At 73.2% G+C, this 21,826-nt stretch carries 16 protein-coding genes and 1 pseudogene; 10 read left to right on the forward strand and 7 right to left on the reverse strand.

What is annotated here, in order from left to right:
* Nucleotides 1–34 precede the first annotated feature (34 nt).
* A complete protein-coding gene (locus tag AB0O48_RS07880) occupies nucleotides 35–856 on the reverse strand; it encodes a hypothetical protein (protein WP_357253961.1) in 822 nt (273 codons plus the stop codon).
* A gap of 141 nt (nucleotides 857–997) precedes the next feature.
* Here AB0O48_RS07880 and AB0O48_RS07885 point away from each other — a divergent pair, with 141 nt between their 5' ends.
* The 3 genes from AB0O48_RS07885 to AB0O48_RS07895 all read left to right on the forward strand — a co-directional run bounded on the left by AB0O48_RS07885 (nucleotide 998) and on the right by AB0O48_RS07895 (nucleotide 6,163).
* Nucleotides 998–2,803, forward strand: a complete 1,806-nt coding sequence (locus AB0O48_RS07885; protein WP_365063925.1) for a BTAD domain-containing putative transcriptional regulator — start codon at nucleotides 998–1,000, stop codon at nucleotides 2,801–2,803.
* Nucleotides 2,804–2,862: 59 nt separating this feature from the next.
* Nucleotides 2,863–4,983 carry a RecQ family ATP-dependent DNA helicase gene (locus tag AB0O48_RS07890; RefSeq protein WP_365063928.1) on the forward strand — a complete coding sequence of 707 codons (2,121 nt, stop codon included), beginning with the start codon at nucleotides 2,863–2,865 and terminating at the stop codon, nucleotides 4,981–4,983.
* A 133-nt stretch (nucleotides 4,984–5,116) separates the two neighbouring features.
* Nucleotides 5,117–6,163 carry a hypothetical protein gene (locus AB0O48_RS07895; protein ID WP_357570882.1) on the forward strand — a complete coding sequence of 349 codons (1,047 nt, stop codon included), beginning with the start codon at nucleotides 5,117–5,119 and terminating at the stop codon, nucleotides 6,161–6,163.
* Nucleotides 6,164–6,243: 80 nt separating this feature from the next.
* On the opposite strand, the gene AB0O48_RS07900 is transcribed toward AB0O48_RS07895, so the two are convergent.
* Complete coding sequence (locus AB0O48_RS07900) at nucleotides 6,244–6,660, reverse strand: helix-turn-helix domain-containing protein (protein WP_357253694.1); 417 nt, start codon at nucleotides 6,658–6,660, stop codon at nucleotides 6,244–6,246.
* 248 nt (nucleotides 6,661–6,908) lie between these two features.
* Here AB0O48_RS07900 and AB0O48_RS07905 point away from each other — a divergent pair, with 248 nt between their 5' ends.
* Nucleotides 6,909–7,364, forward strand: a complete 456-nt coding sequence (locus AB0O48_RS07905; RefSeq protein ID WP_365063932.1) for a hypothetical protein — start codon at nucleotides 6,909–6,911, stop codon at nucleotides 7,362–7,364.
* A gap of 10 nt (nucleotides 7,365–7,374) precedes the next feature.
* Here the strand turns inward: AB0O48_RS07905 and AB0O48_RS07910 are convergent, their stop codons facing one another.
* The 4 genes from AB0O48_RS07910 to AB0O48_RS07925 form a co-directional block, all read right to left on the reverse strand.
* On the reverse strand, nucleotides 7,375–8,550 hold the full coding sequence (locus AB0O48_RS07910; RefSeq protein ID WP_365063935.1) for an SAM-dependent methyltransferase: 1,176 nt from the start codon (nucleotides 8,548–8,550) through the stop codon (nucleotides 7,375–7,377).
* 88 nt (nucleotides 8,551–8,638) lie between these two features.
* Complete coding sequence (locus AB0O48_RS07915; RefSeq protein WP_365063938.1) at nucleotides 8,639–10,345, reverse strand: DEAD/DEAH box helicase; 1,707 nt, start codon at nucleotides 10,343–10,345, stop codon at nucleotides 8,639–8,641.
* Nucleotides 10,346–10,812: 467 nt separating this feature from the next.
* Nucleotides 10,813–11,040, reverse strand: a complete 228-nt coding sequence (locus tag AB0O48_RS07920; RefSeq protein WP_124822399.1) for a DUF3107 domain-containing protein — start codon at nucleotides 11,038–11,040, stop codon at nucleotides 10,813–10,815.
* Nucleotides 11,041–11,104: 64 nt separating this feature from the next.
* A complete protein-coding gene (locus AB0O48_RS07925; RefSeq protein ID WP_110563158.1) occupies nucleotides 11,105–11,743 on the reverse strand; it encodes a TetR/AcrR family transcriptional regulator in 639 nt (212 codons plus the stop codon).
* Nucleotides 11,744–11,892: 149 nt separating this feature from the next.
* Here AB0O48_RS07925 and AB0O48_RS07930 point away from each other — a divergent pair, with 149 nt between their 5' ends.
* The 6 genes and pseudogenes from AB0O48_RS07930 (at nucleotide 11,893) to AB0O48_RS07955 (ending at nucleotide 20,286) form a co-directional block, all read left to right on the forward strand.
* Nucleotides 11,893–15,258, forward strand: coding sequence for a hypothetical protein (locus AB0O48_RS07930; protein WP_365063943.1), 3,366 nt, complete (start codon nucleotides 11,893–11,895; stop codon nucleotides 15,256–15,258).
* A gap of 23 nt (nucleotides 15,259–15,281) precedes the next feature.
* Nucleotides 15,282–16,256 carry an alpha/beta hydrolase gene (locus AB0O48_RS07935; protein ID WP_365063946.1) on the forward strand — a complete coding sequence of 325 codons (975 nt, stop codon included), beginning with the start codon at nucleotides 15,282–15,284 and terminating at the stop codon, nucleotides 16,254–16,256.
* Between the two features lie 5 nt (nucleotides 16,257–16,261).
* The gene (locus AB0O48_RS07940; RefSeq protein WP_365063949.1) at nucleotides 16,262–17,119 is read left to right on the forward strand and encodes a DUF3152 domain-containing protein; all 858 of its coding nucleotides are present in this window, start codon (nucleotides 16,262–16,264) and stop codon (nucleotides 17,117–17,119) included.
* Between the two features lie 185 nt (nucleotides 17,120–17,304).
* Nucleotides 17,305–18,048, forward strand: coding sequence for a DUF3152 domain-containing protein (locus AB0O48_RS07945; protein WP_357253680.1), 744 nt, complete (start codon nucleotides 17,305–17,307; stop codon nucleotides 18,046–18,048).
* A 55-nt stretch (nucleotides 18,049–18,103) separates the two neighbouring features.
* A pseudogene (gene moeZ, locus AB0O48_RS07950) lies at nucleotides 18,104–19,352 on the forward strand (adenylyltransferase/sulfurtransferase MoeZ).
* Nucleotides 19,353–19,437: 85 nt separating this feature from the next.
* A complete protein-coding gene (locus tag AB0O48_RS07955; RefSeq protein ID WP_365063953.1) occupies nucleotides 19,438–20,286 on the forward strand; it encodes a squalene--hopene cyclase in 849 nt (282 codons plus the stop codon).
* A 123-nt stretch (nucleotides 20,287–20,409) separates the two neighbouring features.
* On the opposite strand, the gene AB0O48_RS07960 is transcribed toward AB0O48_RS07955, so the two are convergent.
* A complete protein-coding gene (locus tag AB0O48_RS07960) occupies nucleotides 20,410–21,654 on the reverse strand; it encodes a glutamate-5-semialdehyde dehydrogenase (RefSeq protein WP_357253676.1) in 1,245 nt (414 codons plus the stop codon).
* Between the last annotated feature and the right edge of the window lie 172 nt (nucleotides 21,655–21,826).

A 21,826-nucleotide genomic window follows, 5' to 3' on the forward strand; every position in this document is an offset into this window, starting at 1 on the left:
ACCCCCGTTGGTCGCCGCCCTCCTACGTGGTCGGTCAGCCGTTCAAGATCTCGTACGCCATCTTCGGCGCGATCGTCGCGGCGGCGCCGGCCGGCACGCTGATCTTCGGAGTGGTGCCGTAGTCGGCGTAGTTGACGACGTAGTCGTACGCCTTCGCCTTGCCGGCCGCCGGGATCTTCAGCGTCAGCGAGGACAGCCGCTTGTCCGCGCCGACGACAGCGGTGAACGGCACCGTCTTGCCCGCCTCGCCAAGCGCCGCCGCCTCACCCTCCTCCAACACCTCTGCGGCGTTACCGGTGCTGACGTCGATGACTCCGGCGTACTGCCCGGGGCTCTTCTCCTCCACCGAGGTGGCCGCCTGGATGAGCGGACCCACGTTGCCCTGGTCGACGCCGTCGTAGGCCGGAATGGTCTCGCTGTCGGCGAGCTTGGTGCGGTCCAGCTTCATCCACTTGTCCGGGAACTTCGGCAGGCCCGCCTGGCCGGTCAACTTGATCTTCATCCAGGCCTCCTCGGCAATGATCAGCACCGACATCTTGACGGTGATGCCATCCGCGCCGGGCGGAATCGTGGTGTTCAGCTCGACGCCCTTCGCGTCCGGGTCGACTCGTCCGGCGATCGTGCTGGACGCGTCCCTGCCACTGAACCGGAACGTCCCCTCGGCCCCGTCCGGGACGGCATCCAGGAGCACCTGCTTCGGGTCGGCGGTCGGGCTGGCGCTCGGGCTGCTCTGCGGCGCCGAGGTCGGTTCGCTCTTGGGTCCGCACCCGCCGAGCAGGGTGGTCGTGGCCAGCATGGCGGCGATCACGCCGACCGTGCGGCGGGTGGTGCTCGCGGTGCCCGTTGCCTGTGTCATCACATTCTCTTTCTCGCTGCGTGGCTGGTGCCGATGACCATGTTGTCGGCACGCACGGCGGTGCGGCTGCCGATATGCTGCCGTCCGGCTGCCGGGCACTGCCGTCCGGCGCTGCCGGAGGTGTCAGGAGCGGGAATAGGCATGTCAGCAACGCTGCGTTTCGAGATCCTCGGGCTTCAGCGGGCCTGGTACGCCGACCGCGAGATCGACCTCGGTCCCGGCAAACAGCGTGCTGTGCTGACCGTGCTGCTGCTCTCCGCAGGCCGTCCAGTGTCCACCGGGCAGATCGTCGAGGCGGTCTGGCCGGAGGATCCGCCCGCGAACGGCCCCAACGTGGTGCAGAAGTACGTCGCCGGGTTGCGCCGGGTGTTGGAGCCGGAGCGGTCGCCGCGTACGCCGGGCCAGGTGTTGAGCCTGACCGATGCCGGGTACCTGCTCCGCGTCGATCCGGACGCGGTCGACGCGGTCCGTTTCCAGCGGGGGATCCACCGCGCCCGGCAGCGACGGGCCGAGGGTCGTGCCGCTGAGGCGTTGACCGAACTGGCCTCCGCCCTGGCGCTCTGGCAGGGCGAGCCGTTCACCGGCTTCACCGGGCCGTTCCTGGAGGCGGCACGGCAACGGTTGATCGAACTGCGGGCCGTGGCGTTGGAGACCCGGGCCGATCTGATGCTGGACCTCGGCCGGCACCGGGAGATGGTCGGGGAACTGGTGGAGTTGGTGGCCGAGTTCCCGGTCCGGGAACGACCGCGGCACCAACTCATGCTGGCGCTCTATCGCGGTGGGCGGCAGGCGGAGGCGCTCGCGGCCTACCGGGAGTTCGGCGACCTCCTCCGAGAGGAGTACGGCATCGGGCCGGGCGAGGCGCTTCAGGCCCTGCACCGGCGCATCCTCTGCTCCGACCCGACCCTCACCGTGGCGAAGCCGTCGAGCGAGCCGGAACCACCCCGACCCACGCCGGCTCCCAGCCCTCGCCAACCAGCCGACCCGCCCGTACCAACGCCGCCCGTACCAACGCCGCCCGTACCAACGCCGCCCGTGCCGCCCGTGCCAACGCCACCCGTACCAACGCCGCCCGTGCCAGCGCCGACCGTGCCGGCCGCGCCAACGCCGGCCGCGCCGCCCCTGCCGCCGCCGACCGCGCAGCCCAGCCCGCCCGGGTCGCCGGCTGTCGCGTTCACCCCACCGCCCGTTCCGTTTCCGGTCGCGGTGCCCCCGGACCGGCATTCGTCCCGGAACACCCGGGGGCAGTCGGCGCCGAGCTGGCTGAGTGTCAGCGTGACGATCGTCGGCACGCTGACCGCGGTGTTCTCCTTCGGTCTGCTCACCTGGCTGGTGGTCCTGCTCTACGCCACTTGGCGGCGAAGCTGGCGCAACGGACTCATCGGTGTGGGTTATCTGTCGCTGACCGCCACGATCATCGCGATATTCGGCAACAGCGACTCGGAGGAGATGAGCGACACCGAAGGTCTCCTGGTCGTGGCCTGGTTGCTCGTCTGGCTGATCGGGGTCGTGCACACGATTCTGCTCAACGGCGCGCTCTGGTCGGCCCTCACCAATCGGATCGCGGGGTCGCCTCCGCCGGTGGTCGACGACCGTCGGGTCCGCCGTGAGCAGGCCCGCTACCTGCTCTACCACTACCCGGCGGCGCGGCAGGAGCTGCACATCGGTCGGCCCGACCTGTACCGCACCTTCGACGACGGCGGCCTGGTGGACGTCAACGCGGTCGGCGAGCCGACGATCGCCGAGCTGCCCGGGATCACCGCCGGGCAGGCACGGCAGGTGGTGATGGACCGTTGGCTCCGTGGGCCGTTCGGCTCGATGGAGGACCTGGCCGGCCGGTGCCTCCTCCCGCCGGTGCTCACCGATTCCCTGCGCGAGCTGCTCATCTTCCTGCCCCCGCCGCCGGTGCCCGCCCCGCCCGCGGCCACACCCGGCCGGGTCGAGTGAGGCGACCCGCACAGGGCGCGACGGGCAGGGACGTCTCCCGTTGCTGGTAGAAATGCCGGATGGGCGACGAGCGGGCGGCGGTACGGGAACGGGCCGAGGCGGTGCTGCGTCGGCTGGCCGGCGACCACGCCCGGCTGCGCGAAGATCAGTGGCGGGCGATCGAAGCGCTGGTCGTCGACCGGCGGCGGGTGCTCTGTGTGCAGCGCACCGGTTGGGGCAAGTCGGCTGTCTACTTCGTGGCCACCGCCCTGCTGCGGGAGGGCGGCGAGCACGGCCCGACGGTCATCGTGTCGCCGCTGCTGGCGTTGATGCGCAACCAGGTCGAGGCGGCCGCCCGGGCCGGCATCCGGGCCCGCACGATCAACTCGGCGAACCTCGACGAGTGGGACGAGATCACCGCGGAGATCCAGACCGGTGCGGTGGACGTGCTGCTGATCAGCCCGGAGCGGCTCAACAATCCGGACTTCCGCGACGGCGTGCTGCCCAAGCTGGCCGCGACCACCGGGCTGCTGGTGGTCGACGAGGCGCACTGCGTCTCCGACTGGGGGCACGACTTCCGCCCCGACTACCGGCGGCTGCGCACGTTCCTTGCCGAGCTGCCCGAGCGCACGCCCGTGCTGGCCACCACCGCCACCGCCAACACCCGGGTCACCCAGGACGTGGCGGAGCAGTTGGGTGACGCCCTCGTCCTGCGCGGCACCCTGGACCGCGAGTCGCTGCGCCTCGGTGTGCTCGACCTGCCCAGCCCGGCGCACCGGTTGGCCTGGCTCGCCGACCACCTGGACCAGCTGCCCGGCTCGGGCATCGTCTACACGCTGACCGTGGCGGCAGCGGGGGAGACGGCCGAGTTCCTGCGCTCCCGCGGCTACCCGGTGTCCTCGTACACGGGGCAGGTCGAGGACGCCGACCGGCGAGCCGCCGAGCAGGACCTGCTCGACAACAAGATCAAGGCGTTGGTCGCCACCAGCGCGCTCGGCATGGGCTTCGACAAACCCGACCTGGGCTTCGTCGTCCACCTCGGCGCACCCCCCTCACCGATCGCGTACTACCAGCAGGTCGGCCGCGCCGGCCGCGCCGTGGAGCACGCCGAGGTGCTGCTGCTGCCCGGCGTCGAGGACGCGGCCATCTGGCGCTACTTCGCCTCGCTGGCGTTCCCTCCGGAGCAGCAGGTGCGTGCCGTGCTGGCCGCGCTGCACACCGACCGACCGCTCAGCACCCAGGCCCTCGAACCCCTCGTCGACCTGCGCCGGACCCGCCTGGAACTGATGCTCAAGGTGCTCGACGTGGACGGCGCGGTCCGCCGGGTGCGCGGTGGTTGGCTCGCCACCGGAGAGCCCTGGGTCTACGACGAGGCCAGGTTGCGCCGCGTCGCCGAGGCACGCACCGTCGAGCAGCAGGCCATGCGGGAGTACGCGACCACGCCCGACTGCCGGATGCGGTATCTACGGGAGTGCCTGGACGACGCCGGGGCGGCCGACTGCGGGCGGTGCGACAGGTGCGCCGACCCGATCTTCGTCGCCGACGTGTCGACGGCCGCGCTCGCCGCCGCGCAGACGTTCCTGGGCCGACCTGGCGTGGAGATCGCCCCCAAGAAGCTCTGGCCGACCGGCTTGGACGCGGTGGGCGTACCCCTCAAAGGCCGGATCGCCCCCGCGGAGCAGGCGCTGCCGGGGCGGGCCGTCGGGCGCCTCTCCGACCTGGGCTGGGGCGGCCGGCTGCGCGACCTCGTCGGCCCGGAGGCGCCGGACGCGCCGGTGCCCGACGACGTCGTCGCGGCCGTGGTGGAGGTGTTGAAGGCGTGGGCGCACGGCGACGACCCGTGGCCGCGCCGGCCGGTGGGTGTGGTCGCGGTGGGTTCCCGGCGACGACCCCGGCTGGTCGGCTCGTTGGCCGAACGGATCGCCGTCGTGGGCCGGCTGCCGCTGCTCGGCGAGGTCACCCCGGCCGGTCCGGGTGGGCCGGCCGGTCCGCGCGGCAACAGCGCCCAACGGGTACGCGCGCTGCACGACACGTTCACCGTGCCGGTCGACCTGGCCGACGCCGTGGCCGGCCTGGACGGCCCGGTGCTGCTCGTCGACGACCTGGTCGACTCGGGCTGGACGATGACCCTGGTGGCTCGGGCACTCCGCCGGGCGGGCGCGCCCGACGTGCTCCCGCTCGCCCTCGCCGTGGCCGGCTGACCTGCCGCGACCCGGGTGGACCGCCGCGCGTACGTCGGTGCGGGATAGTTCCCGGGCGGCGGCGAATGCGACGGTCGCCACGCCGTCCGGGCGTCGGACCGGGGTGGTCCGTCGCGGCGGTACGGTGGGCGGCATGACCGACCAGCGCCCCGCCGCCGTGCCGGTGGTGCCTGACCAGGTCCCCGACGCGGTGGTGATCTCTGACCGGGTCCCCGATCCGGCGCTGGTCTCTGACCGGGTCTCCGATTCGGCGGCGGTGTCTGACCCGGTCTCCGCCGCACCGGATCGGAGCACACTCCGGCTGGCGTTGGTGGTCGGCGGGTTGGTGCTGGCGGTGCTGCTCGGCTTCGGCCTCGGCCGGGTGAACGCCACGGGGACCACCGGCAGCCCGTCGTTGGCCGCCGAGCACACCGACCCGCCGGGCGTCGCGCCGCACAACCACGGCTCCGCCACGACCACCGATCAGGGCGCGCCCACCGAGCCGGGCGGGCTGGCGGTCAGCGCGGCCGGGTTCACCCTGGCCCCCCTGGTCACCGAGTTCGCGGCGGGTCGCCCCGGTCAGCTCCGCTTCCAGGTACGCGACGCGCAGCGCCGGCCGGTCACCCGGTTCGCCATCGTGCACGACAAGCCGCTGCACCTCATCGTCGTCCGGCGGGACCTGACCGGTTACCAGCACCTGCATCCGACCATGGCAGCGGATGGCACCTGGTCGGTGCCGTTGACCCTCGCGCAGCCCGGCGTCTGGCGCGCGTACGCCGACTTCACCGTGGTCGCCGACAACGGCGCGCAGACCGCGGTGACCCTCGGCGCCGACCTGGTCGTGCCCGGCGACTACCGGCCTCGGTCGCTGCCCGCCCCGGCCACCTCGACGACGGTGGACGGGTTCACCGTCGGCTACCTGGGGACTCCGCAGGCCGGTGCGACGGTGCCGGTGACCTTCCGGATCGACGGCGCCGGCGGTGCCGCCCCGCTGGAGCGGTACCTCGGGGCGTACGGGCACCTGGTGGCGTTGCGCGAGGGCGACCTCGGCTACCTGCACGTGCACCCGGAGCCGGAACTGGTGGACGGCCAGGTCAAGTTCTGGTTGACCACTCCCGGTCCAGGCCGCTACCGCCTCTACCTGGACTTCCAGGTAGACGCCGAGGTCAAAACCGCCGAATTCACCCTAACCGTCCCCTAGACCCACCCCCACCCCCACCCCACCCCCACCACCCTCAACGGCCTGAGCGCGGCGGGAGCGGGGCGCGGGCGTGGGGTGGGTTAGCCGGCTCGGCGGATTGGGCGGCGGGCCAGGTAGCGCAGCAGGTCGCGGATGTGGTGTTTCTCCTCGGCGGGGACCGTCGGGTCGGCCAGCCGGTCGAGGATGGCCCGGACGTCGGCCTCGACCGGGCCGTCGTCGTGGCGTCGGCGGGGAGTGGGGCCGGCGTCGGGCAGGCCGAGCGCCCGGAACGCGGCGGCGACCGGCAGGTCCAGTGCGGCACAGAAGCCGCGCACCTTGGCCAGTTCGGGGTAGTCCTGCCAGTCACCGGCCAGCCAGCGGAACACGGTGGAGCGACCCACACCGGTGTGCGCGGCAAGATCGGTCACGGTCCAGCCACGGTCGTCGCGGGCGTCGTCGATGGCGCGCCGAACGAAGCGGGCGAAGGCCATTTGCGGTGTTACGTCGGCTGATCCCATCCCTGCGTGTCTTCCCCCCTACCGGAGCACCGGGACGATGCGCCTTCCGAGGGTAGTACGCCCGGGGCGCGAAACAATTGACTGAGCGCACAAACTGTCCCGTGGATGAGACTTTTCTCTGGAAGCGTGTGTGCAGAATGAAAATTGCATCGAGCGATCACTGTCGTTCTTCCATTAGGCTCGGTGCCCGCCCCGGCATGGCGTCTGAACGCCAGCCATGTTCGACCAGACCACCGCCGAGGAGCACCATGGCCGAATCGAGCCGCCCCCAGCCGTACCAGCCCGGTGCGGTCAGCCTCTTCTTCGTCGCCAAGGCTGGCGTCTTCGCCGCCGGGTTCTGGATCTGGCTGCTGGTCCTGGTGCTCCGCACCGACTCGGCGACCGGCCAACACGTGCTGGCGGCCACCGGCGCGATCACCACCACGCTCGTCGGCGTGGTGCTGGGTGCCCGGATGGCGTTGCAACACAACGCCGCCATCCGGCACGCGGAGATGAAGAAGCTGCTTGTCGACATCTCCTGGAACGCCTTCGCGGCAGCCGGCAACGCCGAGAGCACGGGCAAGGTGGTGCCGTTCCCCACCGCCCCGGCCGACGGCGGATGGGCCGGTCAGCGGAGCGGTGGCGAGCGGGTGACGGTCCTCGACCGTGGTGCCGGCGAGCGCACCGGTGGCCGGGATCGCGGCAACGGCGAACGGCGTCGTTAGGGCGTGTCGACTACGTCGCCGGCTGCCCGTCGGCCGGCTGTCCGTCGGCGGCCAGCAGGGTCTCCAGCCGGGGTGTGACCCGCCACTGGTCCACCAGCTCGCGGTACTCCTCGCGCTGCGGTCCGGTCGCCTCGGCGCCGGTGCGTCGGGCGCGGATCAGCAGGTTGCGGGGCGTGTGCTGGGAGTCCACGAACTCCACCACCTCGGTCCGGTAGCCGTGCACCCGCAGCAATCCGGCCCGCAGCGCGTCGGTGAGCACGTCGGCGAAGCGCTCCCGCAGGATGCCCTGCCGGGTCAGCAGCTCGTACGGGGTCGGGGCCGAATGGGCGCGGAGCTGCTTGGCCAGGTCGTGGTGACAGCACGGTGCGGCCAGCACCCAGCGGGCCTCCCAGCGCACCGCACGGGCCAGCGCCTCGTCGGTGGCGGTGTCGCAGGCGTGCAGCGCCAGCACCAGGTCGGGAGCGGGGTCGACGACGGCGTCGGCGATCGTGCCGGCCACGAAGCTGATCCGGTCGGCCCAGCCCAACCGCTGGGCCAGCTCGGTGTTGCGCCGCCGCTGGTCCTCCCGGACGTCCACGCCGACCAACTGCACGTCGAGGCCACGAGTCGTCAGGTAGCGGTACGCGGCGAAGGTCAGGTAGGCGTTGCCGCAGCCCAGGTCGACCACCCGGAGCGGACCGGTCAGGTCGTCGGGCAGGGTCGCGGCCAGCGCGCGCAGGAACGCGTCCACCTGGCGGCGCTTGGCCGCCGAGCCGCCGATCTCGGCGAAGATCGGGTCCCCGGGGTCGAGCAGGTACTCCTTCGCCCGATCGTTGCCGTTCGGCGCGGCTGCCGGGCGGGACGCCGCGGCCCGGTGCACCTGCGCCTCACCGGACTTGGTCACCCGTAGTTGCAGCGTCGCCGCGGTCGTCTCCACGTGCCAGTTGCCGAACGGCTCGGCCAGCAGTTCGTCGACCGCCGCAGCGGCGTCCGGGCCGGCGGCGAGGTTGCGGGTGTACGGGCGAGCGCCGTCGGACGTGGTGATCTGCATTCGCGGCCCGGCCTTGAGCGCTACCGGCCGCAGTTCCGCCCGCTCGACGGTGGGGCGGCGCCCGCGGCGGCGTCCGGCGGCAACCGCCCGGGTCAGCGCGGGGTCGAGCAGCAAGGCTCGGACCTCGGTCAGGGCGGCTTCCAGTGATTCCGGCATCGTTCCATTCCCGGCAGGTGGGGTGGGAGAAGGGAACATCCCCCGCACCGCGCGAGGCGGTGCGGGGGATGTCAGGTGTTGCTGGTGGTCAGTCGGCTGTCGCTTCGGCCGGCGTACCCGCATCGGAACCGCCACCACGGCGGCGTCGACGGCGGCGCGGCTTCGACGGCTCGCCGTCGGACGCGGCGACCGGCTCGGTGGGGCCGGCGTCGGCGGTGATCACCGCGGTCGGCTCGCCCGCGACCGCCTCGCCGGCCCGGCGGCGACGCCGACGGCGGGGGGTACGGGTGCCTTCCTCGCCCGCGTCGCCGACGGGCACGTCGGCGACGGGCGCCTCGGCGACGGCCGGCGTGCCGGCGTCGGAGCGGTCCCGACGACCGTCACCCCGACCACGGCGCTCGCCACGGCCCTCGCCACGGCTCTCGCCGCGTCGGGGGCTCCGGCCGCCGCCACTGTCGCCCCGGCGGGAGCGGGTCGTGCCACCCAGATCCTCTTCGATCTCGGCGGACAGCCCGGCCCGGGTGCGCTCGGCCGTCGGCAGGGTGCCGCTGACCTCGGTCGGGATGTGCAGGTCGGTGTAGAGGTGCGGCGACGTGTGGTACGTCTCCGGCGGCTCCGGCATCTCCAGACCGAGGGTCTTGTCGATGATCCGCCAGCGCGGCATGTCGTCCCAGTCGACGAAGGTCACCGCGACGCCCGTCGCGCCGGCCCGGCCGGTACGACCGATCCGGTGGGTGTAGGTGTCCTGGTCTTCCGGGCAGTCGTAGTTGATGACGTGGGTGACGCCGGTGACGTCCAGCCCGCGGGCCGCCACGTCGGTGGCGACCAGGATGTCGATCTTGCCGGCCCGGAAGGCGCGCAGTGCCCGCTCGCGAGCACCCTGGCCGAGGTCACCGTGCACCGCGGCGACCGCGAAGCCGCGGAAGTCGAGGTCCTCGGCGACCCGGTCGGCGGCCCGCTTGGTACGCGTGAAGATCATGGTCAGCCCACGCCCCTCCGCCTGGAGGATGCGCGCCACCACCTCGACCTTGTTCATCGAGTGGGTGCGGTAGACCAGCTGCTGGGTCTGCGGCGACGGACCGGTCTCGGCGGTGTGCCCGGCGTGGATCGTCATCGGCTGGCGCAGGAAACGCCGCGACAGGGTGACGATCGGGTCCGGCATGGTGGCCGAGAAGAGCATCGTCTGGCGGTCTTCCGGGAGCATCGCCAGGATCTTCTCGACGTCGTCGAGGAAGCCCAGGTCGAGCATCCGGTCGGCCTCGTCGAGCACGAGCGCGTGCACCCGGTCCAGACGGAGGTGCTTCTGCTTCTGCAGGTCCATCAGCCGGCCGGGGGTGCCGACCAGGATCTCGACGCCCTTGCGCAGCGCGTCGATCTGCGGCTCGTACGCCACGCCGCCGTAGATCGGCAGCACCCGGACGCCACGCGTCCGGCCGGCGGCGGCCAGGTCCTTGGCGACCTGGATGCCCAGCTCACGGGTGGGGACGACGACGAGCGCCTGGGGGACGCCGTCGCTGCCCTCGCCCGGGGCGAAGACCCGGTCCAGCAGCGGTACGCCGAAACCGAGGGTCTTGCCGGTGCCGGTGGGCGCCTGACCGATCAGGTCGACGCCGCGCAGCGCGATCGGGATCGCGTACTCCTGGATGGCGAAGGCGCGGGTGATGCCGGCCGAGGCCAGGGCCTCGACGGTCTCGGCGCGGGCGCCGAGGGCGGCGAACGTGGGGGCCTCCGGTCGAACCGGGGCGGTGGGGGCCAGTTCCTGGCCGTCCAGCAAATCTTGAGTCAGGTCGCTCATGTGGATGTGGGGGTGCCCTCTCGTGGGTGCGCCCGTCATGTCCTCAGGGCGCGTTCGGTATGACGCGGGCCACACGGTCGGCGGCAGATTGCCGAGCCGGACCGGGCCGCACGCGCGCCGCGGGCTGAACGTCGATCAGATCGGCGCCCACGGCAACTGCTCCATGCTACCTGAACAGGCATGGCTTCGTCCCGATTCCCGGTCGGGCAGGCGACACGCGGGGGCGATGATTGTGACCTGCGTCACGAGTGGGTCGGTGCGGCGTACCCCGCGCGAGTCACCGACACGCGTTCCGGGCCGGATGGGGGTCATGCGACGTCATCGAGGAGGTGCGGCAAAACCCGAACAGAACGGACCACGGCCGGGCGCGGCACCCCTGCGGAGGGTGCGCCGGCCGGGACCGCCGAGCACCGATGCCGGCCCGCGGCAGGTGGCCCCACGCCTACCTGCCGCGATGGCCGGCCCGGTCAGCGGACGGTGAAACCGACCGCCCGGGACGACGCCTCGGCGATCTCGACGTAGGCGACCTTCTCGATCGGCACGATGACCCGTCGGCCCTTCTCGTCGGTCAGGGAGAGCGTGCCGCCGTTACCGGCGAAGGCGTCGGTCACGATCTGCTCGATCTCGGCCGGCGACTGCGCGCTGTCTACTACCAGCTCACGCGGCGCGTACTGCACGCCGATCTTGACCTCCACTGTGCCTCCTCAACTGGGGCGAAAGAACCGCCCTGCGAAGGCTATCCGATCACGGGGTCGGCGGTCAGGCTGACTCACCTTGCAGGGGGAAGCTCGCGATGCCCCGCCAGGACAGCGCGGCCACCAACGCCTCGGCCTCGGCCTTCGGCACCTGCCGGCCACCGGCCAGCCAGAACTGCGCGGCCGTCTCCGCCGCGCCGACCAGCCCGGAGGCGAGCAGCTCGGCGTGGGCCCGGCTCACGCCGGTGTCCGAGATGATGGTGTCGGTGATCGCCGCGATGCAGCCCTGCTCGACCCGCTCCACCCGCTGTCGCACCGCCGGGTCGTTGCGCAGGTCCGACTCGAAGACGAGGCGGAAGGCCTCGCTCTCGTGGTCGACGAAGTCGAAGTACGCGCGCACCGACGCGCCGACCCGCTCCTTGTTGTCACTGGTGCCGCGCATCGCATCCTGCACCTGAGCGACGATGGCGTCACAGTGCGTGTCGAGCAGCGCCAGGTAGAGATCCATCTTTCCCGGGAAGTGTTGGTAGAGCACCGGCTTGGAGACCCCGGCCCGCTCGGCGATGTCGTCCATCGCGGCGGCGTGGTAGCCCTGCGCGACGAACACCTCCTGCGCCGCAGCGAGAAGCTGCTTACGGCGCGCGGAGCGGGGCAGGCGGGTGGGCCGGCCAGCGGTCTGTGCACCGTTCCCCGCAGCGGTCATGGGATCCTCCGAGTTCTCCGTACGAGCCGGCATTTTCCCCCCAGACCGGGCGAAGCCCGTGACCCCCGTCGTGGAAATGGCCCGCCGCTGTAACTTATCGCCACTCTCGGCACACGGTAGCCTCAGCGGGGGCGACCAAGGAGCGCGCGGTGAGTGAAACAGGGCAACCCGGAGCCGCCACCCCGGGAGAACACGGTGACGGAGCGGGTCAGCACGACGACCCGGGCCGTCCCGTCAGCGGGTGGGCGCCAGCGACGGGCGGGTGGTCCCGAGCCGCCGATCGCGAGGATGCCCGGGACGAGGCGCCGCGCTGGCAACCCGATCCCGCCGCTGGCTGGCGCGCCTCGTCCAGCCGACACGGCGACCTGCCGGCGCCCCTGGTCGGGCTGCCGGGGGACCTCGATCCGCCGACTCGTGCCAACGGCCACCACGCCAATGGCGTGCACCATCCGGACGACGCCAACGGCGTCCGCCCTACCGGTCTCGAACCACCCGCCGGCCGCCCCGCGCCGGTGAGCGCGCCGCCGGGGTTGCCCGCCGAGGGTCGGCCCGAGGCGACCGGCGACCGGCTGGTGGTGCCCGCCCAACGCCCCGCGCCGCCACGGGAGCAGGGTGCCGGCGAGCCCGACAAGGGCACCCCCACACGCTCCACCGTCGACCCGGCCGCCGCGCACCGCGCTCGCTGGGCCGAGCCCGGCCTGCCGACGTCCGCGCCGCCGGCAGTCCAGGTGCCGCCCGTCGGCACCGCCGCGTCGGGTTTCGAGGTGCCGCCCGGCTTCCGCGCGCCGACCAGCGAGCGGCTGGCCGCCGACGAACCGGCCGCGCCACGAGACTGGCGGGACCCGCTCCCACCCGGCCAGCCGGCAGCATCGGGGCCGGCCGGGCACGCCGACGCGACCGAGCCGGGTCGCGCCGCTGGCATCCCCCGACCAGGCGAAACGCACCGAGCCGGCGAGTCGCCGGCCATCGAGCCGGACTGGTCCGGGCCGAACTGGAACCGTCCGAGCTCGGGCGGCGGATGGGCGCCGCCCTGGTCTCGCTCCGACGACGAGCCGGCTGCTCCCAAGGCCCGGGACGAGCCCGCGCCGAGTTGGGTCGCCGAGCCCCACCTGCCGTACGAGCCGCTGCGCGCCGAGTCGCCCCGCCCGTACGAGCCGGTGCGTGCCGATCCGCCCCGGGGGTACGACGTCACGGGCGGGTCCGACGCCGCGCCGACGCACCCCGGCGAGCAGAGCACCCCGCCGCCGTCCGAGCGCCCGTCCTGGGTCGCGCCGCCCACCGTTCCACCCCGGGCTGTCGACGCGGACGCGTCCCCCACCAGCGGACCGCCGGTGTCATCAGGCATGGCGCCACCGGTCGTCGAGCGCCTCTCCTGGGCCGGTGGCCCGCCGCCGACCAGCGGCCCGCCCGCCGATCGCCCCTCCTGGGCCGGTGGCCCGCCGCCGACCAGCGGCCCGCCCGCCGATCGCCCCTCCTGGGCGGGGTCCGGCGCACCTCGCACGGACCGCCCGTCCTGGGCCGGCGGGTCCGACCCCGCGCCCACCAGCCCGGCGCCGGCGCGGCCGTCGTGGGCCGGCGGCTCCGAGGCGGCGACGAGTGTTCCGCCGGTACGGCCGTCCTGGGCCGGCGGCTCCGAGGCGGCGACGAGTGTTCCGCCGGTACGGCCGTCCTGGGCCGGCGGGTCCGACCCCGCGCCCAGCAGCCCGACGCCAGCGCGGCCGTCCTGGGCCGGAGAAGCCGATCCGACACCGCCCAGCGCCTCGCCGACGCGGCCCTCCTGGGCCTCCGGAGCCGTGCCGGCCGACGCGCCACCTCCGGCCCCGGCCGGGCCGCCTCCCACGCTGACCGACGCACCCCCGGCCCCGGCAGGCCCCTCCCTGGTGGCGGAGCGTCCCTCCTGGGTCGGCGGTTCGCCGACGCCGAGCAGCTCCCCGACCGAGCGGCCGGACTGGTCCGAGGGCCGGATCCCCGCCACCCCCGCCGAGCGCCCGTCCTGGCCAGCCAGCCATTCGGCAAGTACGGCCGGCGGCGGCGAGGTGGGCGAGACGTCCGGCCCGCCGCGGCCCGAGATCCGGCCGGTCGCGCCGTTCCGGCTCCGGCCGGCGGCACCCGAACCGCCCGTTCCGTCTCCCGTCGAGTCACCCCGGGCGAACGTCCCGTCGGCCGCCGACACGACGTCGGCCTCCACCGGCTCGGCTCCGCCCTCCGCCATCAGCGGGGCCGAGCGCCGTGACCGGCCCCCAGCCGTTTCCACCTCGCCCTACGCGGCTCGCCGATCCGCCCCCGATCCGACGTCGTCGACCGGGCCGGCCGACAACGGCCGGCAACCAGACCCGAGGGCGGTGGTGCTGCCGCAGCGCGTCCCCGCGGAACCGGACGTGCCCGTCGTGCCGGAGCCGCCAGCCGTGGAGCCACCCGCCGAGACCCCGGAGCTCGCCCGCATCGCCACCCACCTTCGTCGGGACGACGAACCAGCCCCACTTCGGGAGCGCCCCGAGGGGTTCGACGTCAACGCCATCCTGGACGCCGTTCGGGAGGTCGCCGGTGTCCGCGACGCGGCGCTTCGCCGTACCCCGGCCGGTGCGCACAGCCTGCGCCTGGACCTGGCCGACGGCGCCGATCCGGCCGAGGTGAGCCGACAGGTGGCCCGGCTGCTGCAGGAACGGATGGGGCTGGCCGCCGCCCCGCAGAACGTGCCCGGCGTGCCCAGCACGCCACCCCCGCCGGTTCGCCGACGCCTGGCCGAACCGCGACCTGCCGAACGGCGTACGGCGGAGCCGCCCGGCGCGGCCCAACGCGACGGAGGTCCGGAGGCCCGTACCGGTGAGGTCCGGACGGCCGAGACGACCGCACCGCAACGTCCGTCGGGCGCCCCGGCAGAGGCCACACCGGCAGGCTCGGAGCAGTGGACCGGCACGGACACCTCGCGCCGCCGCCGGCCGAACGCGCCGCACCGGGGTCGCGCCACGGTCGAGGAGCCCGGATCGGTCTCGGCCGCGCCGGCCGGTGCCGCGACCGGCAGCCCGGCCACGCTCGGCACGTCGTACTCCGGTGGTCAGGTGACCACGACGGAGTCGGCGCCGTCCCGGCCGCTGGACACCGGCGGCGTGCCGGGGCCGCGGGTGGTGATCGACCACGTGCAGGTGAGCACGTTCGGCCTGGACGCGAACGTGGAGGTCCGGCTGCTGGCCGACGACGACAGCGCCTCCGGGTACGCCACCGGACCGGCGGTGGACGGCTACGTGCTGCGGCTCTGCGCGGTGGCGGCGGCCGCCGCCGTGGACGAGTTGCTGCGGGGCACCGACAACGCCGAGCGGGGGCGCTGCTTCGTCGAGCACGCGGCGGTGGTGCCGTTCGGCAACTGCGAGGTGGCCACGGTTGTGGTGCTGCTCGTCTGCGAGGGCTGGGTGGAGCAGCTCGCCGGCTCGGCGCTGGTCGCCGGTGATCCCCGGCAGGCGGTGGTCCGGGCGACGTTGGCGGCGGTGAACCGTCGGCTGGAGGCGCTGCTGTCCTGAGTGGTCCGAGGCAGACTGGAACGATGAGAAGCGCCACCCTCTGGCCCGACCATCTGCTCCCCGATCATCAGGTTCCACCGCCCTGGCCGGGCCGGGAGGTCCGCCTCGACGGCCGGGTCACGTACGTGCGCGACACCCCGGCCACCGCCGCCGGCGCGGAACCGGCGCTGTACGTGCACGGGCTGGGCGGGTCGTCCCAGAACTGGACCGACCTGGCCGGGCTGCTCGCCGACCGGCTGGACGGTCAGGCCATCGACCTGCCCGGCTTCGGCCGCAGTGAGCCGGGTCCCCGCTACACCATCCCGGCCTTCGCGGATCTGGTCGTCCGCTGGATCGAGCACTCCGGTCGGGGTCCGGTGCACCTGTTCGGCAACTCGCTGGGCGGCGCGGTCGCGGTGCAGGTCGCCGGGCTCCGGCCGGACCTGGTCCGTACCCTCACCCTGATCTCCCCGGCCCTGCCGTTTCTCGACTTCCGCCGCTCGTTGCAGGGACGGATGCTGCCGGTGCTCGCCATCCCGCGGGGTGAACGGCTGGTCGCCCGGCACCTCACCCAGCTCGCTCCCGAGGTGATGGCCCAGCAGGTGCTGGAGGCGTGCGTCGCCGACCTGAGCCGGATCTGCGACCAGCGTCGGGCCGAGGCGTTGGAGGAGATCCGGGTGCGGTACGAGGCGGAGCACTACGCCGCCGCGTACGTCCGGACGTTCCGCGGTCTGGTCTCCAGCTTCCTGCGGGCGTACCTGCCGGGGCCGGGTTCGCTGTGGCGTCTCGCCGGGGCGGTACGCGCACCGACCCTGGTGGTGGGCGGCCGAGCGGATCGCCTGGTCGACGTGCGGGTCGCGCCGCAGACCGCCCGGGTCATCCCGGACAGCCGGTTGATGATGCTCGACGGCGTCGGTCACGTGGCGCAGTTGGAGGTGCCCCGCCTGGTGGCCCGGGCGGTGGTCGGCCTGCTCGCCGAAACGGAGGACACCACGGGGCGGCCTGATCTGGCAGGCTGACCTGGATGCCCAGGTCAAACCACCTCCCCGGTCGCCGTCAGCGACGCCTCGCGCTGCTCGCCCAACTGGTGGCGGTGGTGTTGGCGGTCGGCGCGGCGGTGACCGTGATCGCCGAGGGGCCGGGTGGGCATCCCCGCGCTGGCCGGTTGGCCGCCGACGAGGTCGTCACTCTGCCGCCGCCGCTGGTGGCCGCGCCGCTGCCGCCGTCGGTCGACCCGTCGCCCTCCGCCGTGGTCGCGTCCAGCCCGTCCCCGGTGCTGCGGGTGCCCGGCGCGGTCCCGAGCGCCGGCACCGGGAGGTTCGGCTACGACGCCCGTTCCGGCCCGGTGCTGGGTCGCGCGGGTGAGCTGCGGCGGTACCGGGTCGCGGTGGAGTCGGGCAGCGACGAGACCGCCGCGGACTTCGCGCAGGCGGTCCAGGTGGCGCTCGCCGGGCCGGGCAGCTGGGTCGACAGCGGCAGGCTACGGATGCAGCAGGTGCCGGGGGACGCGCCTCGCGACTTCACCATCTACCTGGCCACCGCCCGCACGGCGGCTCGGATGTGTGCCGACGGCGGGGTGGACATCCGGATCGGGGGTCGGCCGTACACGTCCTGCCGGGCACCCGGCCAGGTGATCATCAATCTGGATCGGTGGCGGTTGTCCGTGCCGCACTTCGTCTCGGCCCGCGTGCCGCTGGACGTCTACCGGACGTACGTAGTCAACCACGAGGTCGGCCACCAGCTCGGGCACCGGCACGAGCGCTGCCCGGGTGCGGGTCGGCCCGCGCCGGTGATGATGCAGCAGACGCTCTTCCTCAACGGGTGCCGGGTCAACCCGTGGCCGTACCTCGACGGACGCCGCTACGCCGGCCCCGCCCTCTGAGGGAGCGACCGACCGACGTACACCATCAGGCGTCTTGCGTGAATAGCGGCAAAAACGGAGATATGCCCGAATAATCTGGCAGGCTCGACATCATGACGCCGTCGTCCCCTTACGGCCCGCCCACGTCGCCGCCCGACCGGCCCGACCGGTCGGCGTACGAAGGCGCACGTCCCACGCTCACCCGGATGCGCCGACGACGTCGCCGCACGCTGCTGCTCGGCCTGCTCGTACTCGTGCTCGCCGGCGGCATCGGCACGACGCTCAACCGGGGCGGCGAGCCACCGGCCGACACTCCCACCACCACCCAGGGCGAGATGGGCCACGGGGGTGGGGCGCCCCTGCACCCCGCGCCCACCAGCTACCCCTCGGTCGGAGCCGGACGCTTCACGGCTGCCGACGGTGCGACACCGGTGCACGGAACGGACGGGCCGCTGCGCCGTTACCGGGTCGTGGTCGAACGCGGCACCGGCCAGGACGCCGCCGCGTTCGCCGCCAAGGTGGACGAGGTGCTGGCCGACCCGCGCAGTTGGATCGCCTCCGACGAGTTGCGGGTGCAACGGGTGGCCGACGCCGGGGCGGCGGACTTCACCATCTACCTGGCCACCCCTGTCACGTCCGAGCGGATGTGCGCCGAGGGCGGGTTGACCACCGAGCGCTACACCTCCTGCCGCATGCCCGGCCAGGTCGTCATCAACCTGGCCCGCTGGATGGAGGCGGTCCCCGACTACGGCGCTCCGCTGGACACCTACCGCACCTACGTGATCAACCACGAGGTGGGCCACGAGTTCGGCGAGGAGCACGAGGCCTGCCCCGGCGCGGGGGAGCCCGCGCCGGTGATGCAGCAGCAGACGTACGGCCTGCACGGCTGCGTCGCGAACGCCTGGCCCTACCTCGACGGCCGTCGCTACGCGGGTGACATCGTCCCCTGATCGGCCGGGTCGTCGGTTATTCCCGCTCCCGCATCGCGGACCAGTGTCGTCCCTCATGGCCGAGCGGGGCTCCCGCGAGCAACAATGGCGCGGTTCACACCGCCGATCCCGGGGAGTCCACCGTGTCGTTGCCCCCGCTCGTCGAGCCCGCCGCCGAGCTGACAGTTGACGAGATCCGCCGCTACTCACGCCACCTGATCATCCCGGACGTCGGGGTGACCGGGCAGAAGCGGCTGAAGAACGCCCGGGTGCTCTGTGTCGGCGCTGGTGGCCTCGGGTCGCCCGCCCTCATGTACCTCGCCGCGGCCGGGGTCGGCACCCTCGGCATCATCGACTTCGACACCGTCGACGAGTCCAACCTCCAGCGTCAGATCATCCACGGCGTGTCCGACATCGGCCGGTCCAAGGCCGAGTCCGCCGCCGCGTCGATCCGCGAGATCAACCCCCTGGTCCAGGTGGAGATCCACAACACCGCGCTGGACCGGGAGAACGTCCGGGAGATCTTCGCCCAGTACGACCTGATCGTCGACGGCACCGACAACTTCGCCACCCGTTACATGGTCAACGACGCGGCCGTGCTGCTCGGCAAGCCGTACGTCTGGGGCTCGATCTACCGCTTCGACGGCCAGGCGTCGGTGTTCTGGGCCGAGCACGGCCCGTGCTACCGCTGCCTCTACCCGGAGCCGCCGCCGCCCGGCATGGTCCCCTCCTGCGCCGAGGGTGGCGTGCTCGGTGTGCTCTGCGCGTCGATCGGCTCCATCCAGGTGAACGAGGCGATCAAGCTGCTGACCGGCATCGGTGAGCCACTGGTCGGTCGCCTGATGGTCTACGACGCCCTGGAGATGGAATACCGCAAGATCAAGGTCCGCAAGGACCCGAACTGCGCGCTCTGCGGCGACAACCCGACGGTCACCGACCTGCTGGAAGACTACGAGGACTTCTGCGGCGCGGTCTCCGAGGAGGCCCAGGAGGCGACGCTCGACGCGACGATCACCGCACTCGAGCTCAAGGAGTGGCAGGACGCCGGCAAGGACATCTTCCTGGTCGACGTACGGGAGCCCGCCGAGTACGAGATCGTCCGCATCCCGGGCGCCACCCTGATCCCCAAGGGCGACATCATCTCGGGCGAGGCGCTGGCGAAGCTCCCGCAGGACAAGCAGATCGTCCTGCACTGCAAGTCCGGGGTCCGCTCCGCCGAGGCGCTCGCCGCGCTCAAGGCGGCCGGTTTCCGCGACGCCGTGCACGTCCAGGGCGGTGTGCTCTCCTGGATCAAGCAGATCGATCCGTCGCTGCCCGCGTACTGAGCGACGACCGGGGCCGGCGGCGGGCCACTCACCCGCCCCGGCCTCGGCCGATACTCCGAGGCGCGACGACCTTTACGCAGGTAGCGTGACCGCCGTGGTGGATATGGACGCCGCTATCGGCTTCGTCGTGGCGCACGGAGACGCGGTCGACCGCGCGCGTCTCTCCCGGCTGCGCACCGGCGCCGGTGTGCCGGACGAGGTGCTCGACGCCGCCGAGGCCGGGCAGACGCCCGACGGCGGCTGGCCGGCCGTCCTCGACGGCGCGGTCGGGTCCGTCGACGCGACCTGCTTCCGCCTGGCCGAGTTGGACGACCTCGGTGCCCTCGGCCGCCCGGCGGCCCGGCACGCGCTGGACTGGCTCGCCGCCTCCCAGCTACCCGACGGCGGCTGGGACGAGGACCCGTCGCTGGCCGACCTCGCCCCGGAGTGGGCGCGGCCCGGCGACCCGGAGGCCCGTCTCTACCTCACCGCCAACGCTGCCTTCTGGCTCAGCGTGGGCGGGCTGGACGCCCGGTCCGCCGGGCCGCTGGACCACCGGGTCGGCGGGTCGTACGCCCGGGTGGTGCAGGCCGCCGCACAGGCGCTCGCCGCGCAGCTCGCTCCGGACGGCCGGTGGCCCTCCTTCGTGCCCGCCGGTTGGCTGAGCGCGGCCGTGCTGCACCGGCAGGAGATGTACTACGAGTCGGCGTTGATCCAGTCGGTGCTCGCCGAGCGGATCCCGCGGTTGTCCCCGGCGGATGTGGCCTGGCTGGCCGGGACGCTGCGCCGGGTCGACATGGGCGAGGAGCACTGGTTGCTGGTCGCGGCCCGTGAGCGGCTCACCAGGACGCAGCGCAGCGACGGCGGCTGGGACAGCGACGACGGTCACCAGTTCGATGTGCACACCACGCTGCGGGCGATCCGGGCCTGCCGGGCGGTCGCACCAACGGGCTGAACTCCCATCCCCACCCCCACCGCCGCGTCGATCTTGCAGTTTCTGTCGCCGATTCACGTGCTATGCCCCCTATGTCGGGACAGTAAGTGCAAGATCGACGCTGAGGGGCGGGAGGGAGGACGGTCAGCCGCGCAGGTGCCCGTCCCCGGTGACCACGTACTTCGTCGAGGTCAGCTCGGGCAGACCCATCGGGCCGCGGGCGTGCAGTTTCTGGGTGGAGATGCCGATCTCCGCGCCGAAGCCGAACTCGCCGCCGTCGGTGAAGCGGGTCGACGCGTTCACCATCACCGCGGCCGAGTCCACCCGCGCGACGAATTCGCGGGCCGCGCTCGCCGAGTCGGTGAGGATCGCCTCGGTGTGCCCGGTGCCGTAGCGGCGGATGTGCGCGACGGCCGCGTCCAGCGACTCGACCACCGCGACCGCGATGTCGGCGGACAGGTATTCGGTGGCGAAGTCCTCCTCGGTGGCCGGGACCACTGCGGCGGAGTACGCGGCCACCTCGGGGGAGCCGTGCACGGTCACCCCCGCCTCGGCGAGGGCGGCCAGCATCGGCGGCAGGAACGCGTCGGCGACGCTGGCGTGCACCAGCAGCGACTCGGCGGTGTTGCAGGTGGACAGGCGCTGCGTCTTGGAGTTCAACGTCACCGCGACGGCCCGCGAGATGTCGGCGGCGGCATCCACGTAGACGTGGCAGTTGCCCACCCCGGTCTCGATCACCGGCACCGTCGACTCCTCGACGACGGTGCGGATCAGCGACGCGCCACCGCGCGGGATGAGCACGTCGACGAGCCCGCGGGCGCGCATCAGCTCCTTGACCGAGTCGCGGGAGCTGGCGTCGAGCAACTGCACCGCGTCGGCCGGGAGCCCGGCGCCGGCGACCGCGTCGCGCAGCACCGCGACCAGCGCGGCGTTGGAGTGCGCGGCCGAGGACGACCCGCGCAGCAGGGCGGCGTTGCCGGACTTCAGGCAGATCCCGGCGGCGTCCACCGTCACGTTCGGCCGCGCCTCGTAGATGATGCCGACCACCCCGAACGGCACCCGGATCTGGCGCAGCTCCAGCCCGTTGGGCAGGGTGGACCCGCGGACCACCTCGCCGACCGGGTCGGGCAGCGCGGCCATCTCACGCAGCGCGTCGGCGATGCCGGTCACCCGACCCGCGTCGAGGGCGAGCCGGTCCAGCACGGCCGCGCTCAGCCCGGCCTCCCGGCCGGCCGCCAGGTCCGTCTCGTTCGCGGTCAGGATCTCCGGGGTACGCGCCACGAGCGCGTCGGCCATCGCCACCAGCGCGGCGTCCTTGACCGTACGCGTGGCCACCGCCAACTCGGCGGCGGCGTCCCGCGCCCGGCGCGCCTGCTCGACGACACTCATGCCAGCACTCCGCTGCGCTCCGTGCCGCCATGAGGCAACACAGCCCTGAATTGATGATTCGCTCGCTGACGCTCACTCATGCCAGCACTCCGCTGCGCTCCGTGCCGCCATGAGGCAACACAGCCCTGAATTGATGATTCGCTCGCTGACGCTCACTCATGCCAGCACTCCG

The sequence above is a fragment of the Micromonospora sp. NPDC085948 genome (genome assembly GCF_040686315.1).
GTDB lineage: Bacteria > Actinomycetota > Actinomycetes > Mycobacteriales > Micromonosporaceae > Micromonospora.

Excerpts from the sequence above, each read along its gene's own strand:
- AB0O48_RS07880 (WP_357253961.1), bottom strand. The coding sequence starts at position 856 with ATGACACAGGCAACGGGCACCGCGAGCACCACCCGCCGCACGGTCGGC.
- AB0O48_RS07885 (WP_365063925.1), top strand. The coding sequence starts at position 998 with ATGTCAGCAACGCTGCGTTTCGAGATCCTCGGGCTTCAGCGGGCCTGG.
- AB0O48_RS07890 (WP_365063928.1), top strand. The coding sequence starts at position 2,863 with ATGGGCGACGAGCGGGCGGCGGTACGGGAACGGGCCGAGGCGGTGCTG.
- AB0O48_RS07895 (WP_357570882.1), top strand. The coding sequence starts at position 5,117 with ATGACCGACCAGCGCCCCGCCGCCGTGCCGGTGGTGCCTGACCAGGTC.
- AB0O48_RS07900 (WP_357253694.1), bottom strand. The coding sequence starts at position 6,660 with ATGGGATCAGCCGACGTAACACCGCAAATGGCCTTCGCCCGCTTCGTT.
- AB0O48_RS07905 (WP_365063932.1), top strand. The coding sequence starts at position 6,909 with ATGGCCGAATCGAGCCGCCCCCAGCCGTACCAGCCCGGTGCGGTCAGC.
- AB0O48_RS07910 (WP_365063935.1), bottom strand. The coding sequence starts at position 8,550 with ATGCCGGAATCACTGGAAGCCGCCCTGACCGAGGTCCGAGCCTTGCTG.
- AB0O48_RS07915 (WP_365063938.1), bottom strand. The coding sequence starts at position 10,345 with ATGAGCGACCTGACTCAAGATTTGCTGGACGGCCAGGAACTGGCCCCC.
- AB0O48_RS07925 (WP_110563158.1), bottom strand. The coding sequence starts at position 11,743 with ATGACCGCTGCGGGGAACGGTGCACAGACCGCTGGCCGGCCCACCCGC.
- AB0O48_RS07935 (WP_365063946.1), top strand. The coding sequence starts at position 15,282 with ATGAGAAGCGCCACCCTCTGGCCCGACCATCTGCTCCCCGATCATCAG.
- AB0O48_RS07940 (WP_365063949.1), top strand. The coding sequence starts at position 16,262 with ATGCCCAGGTCAAACCACCTCCCCGGTCGCCGTCAGCGACGCCTCGCG.
- AB0O48_RS07945 (WP_357253680.1), top strand. The coding sequence starts at position 17,305 with ATGCGCCGACGACGTCGCCGCACGCTGCTGCTCGGCCTGCTCGTACTC.
- AB0O48_RS07960 (WP_357253676.1), bottom strand. The coding sequence starts at position 21,654 with ATGAGTGTCGTCGAGCAGGCGCGCCGGGCGCGGGACGCCGCCGCCGAG.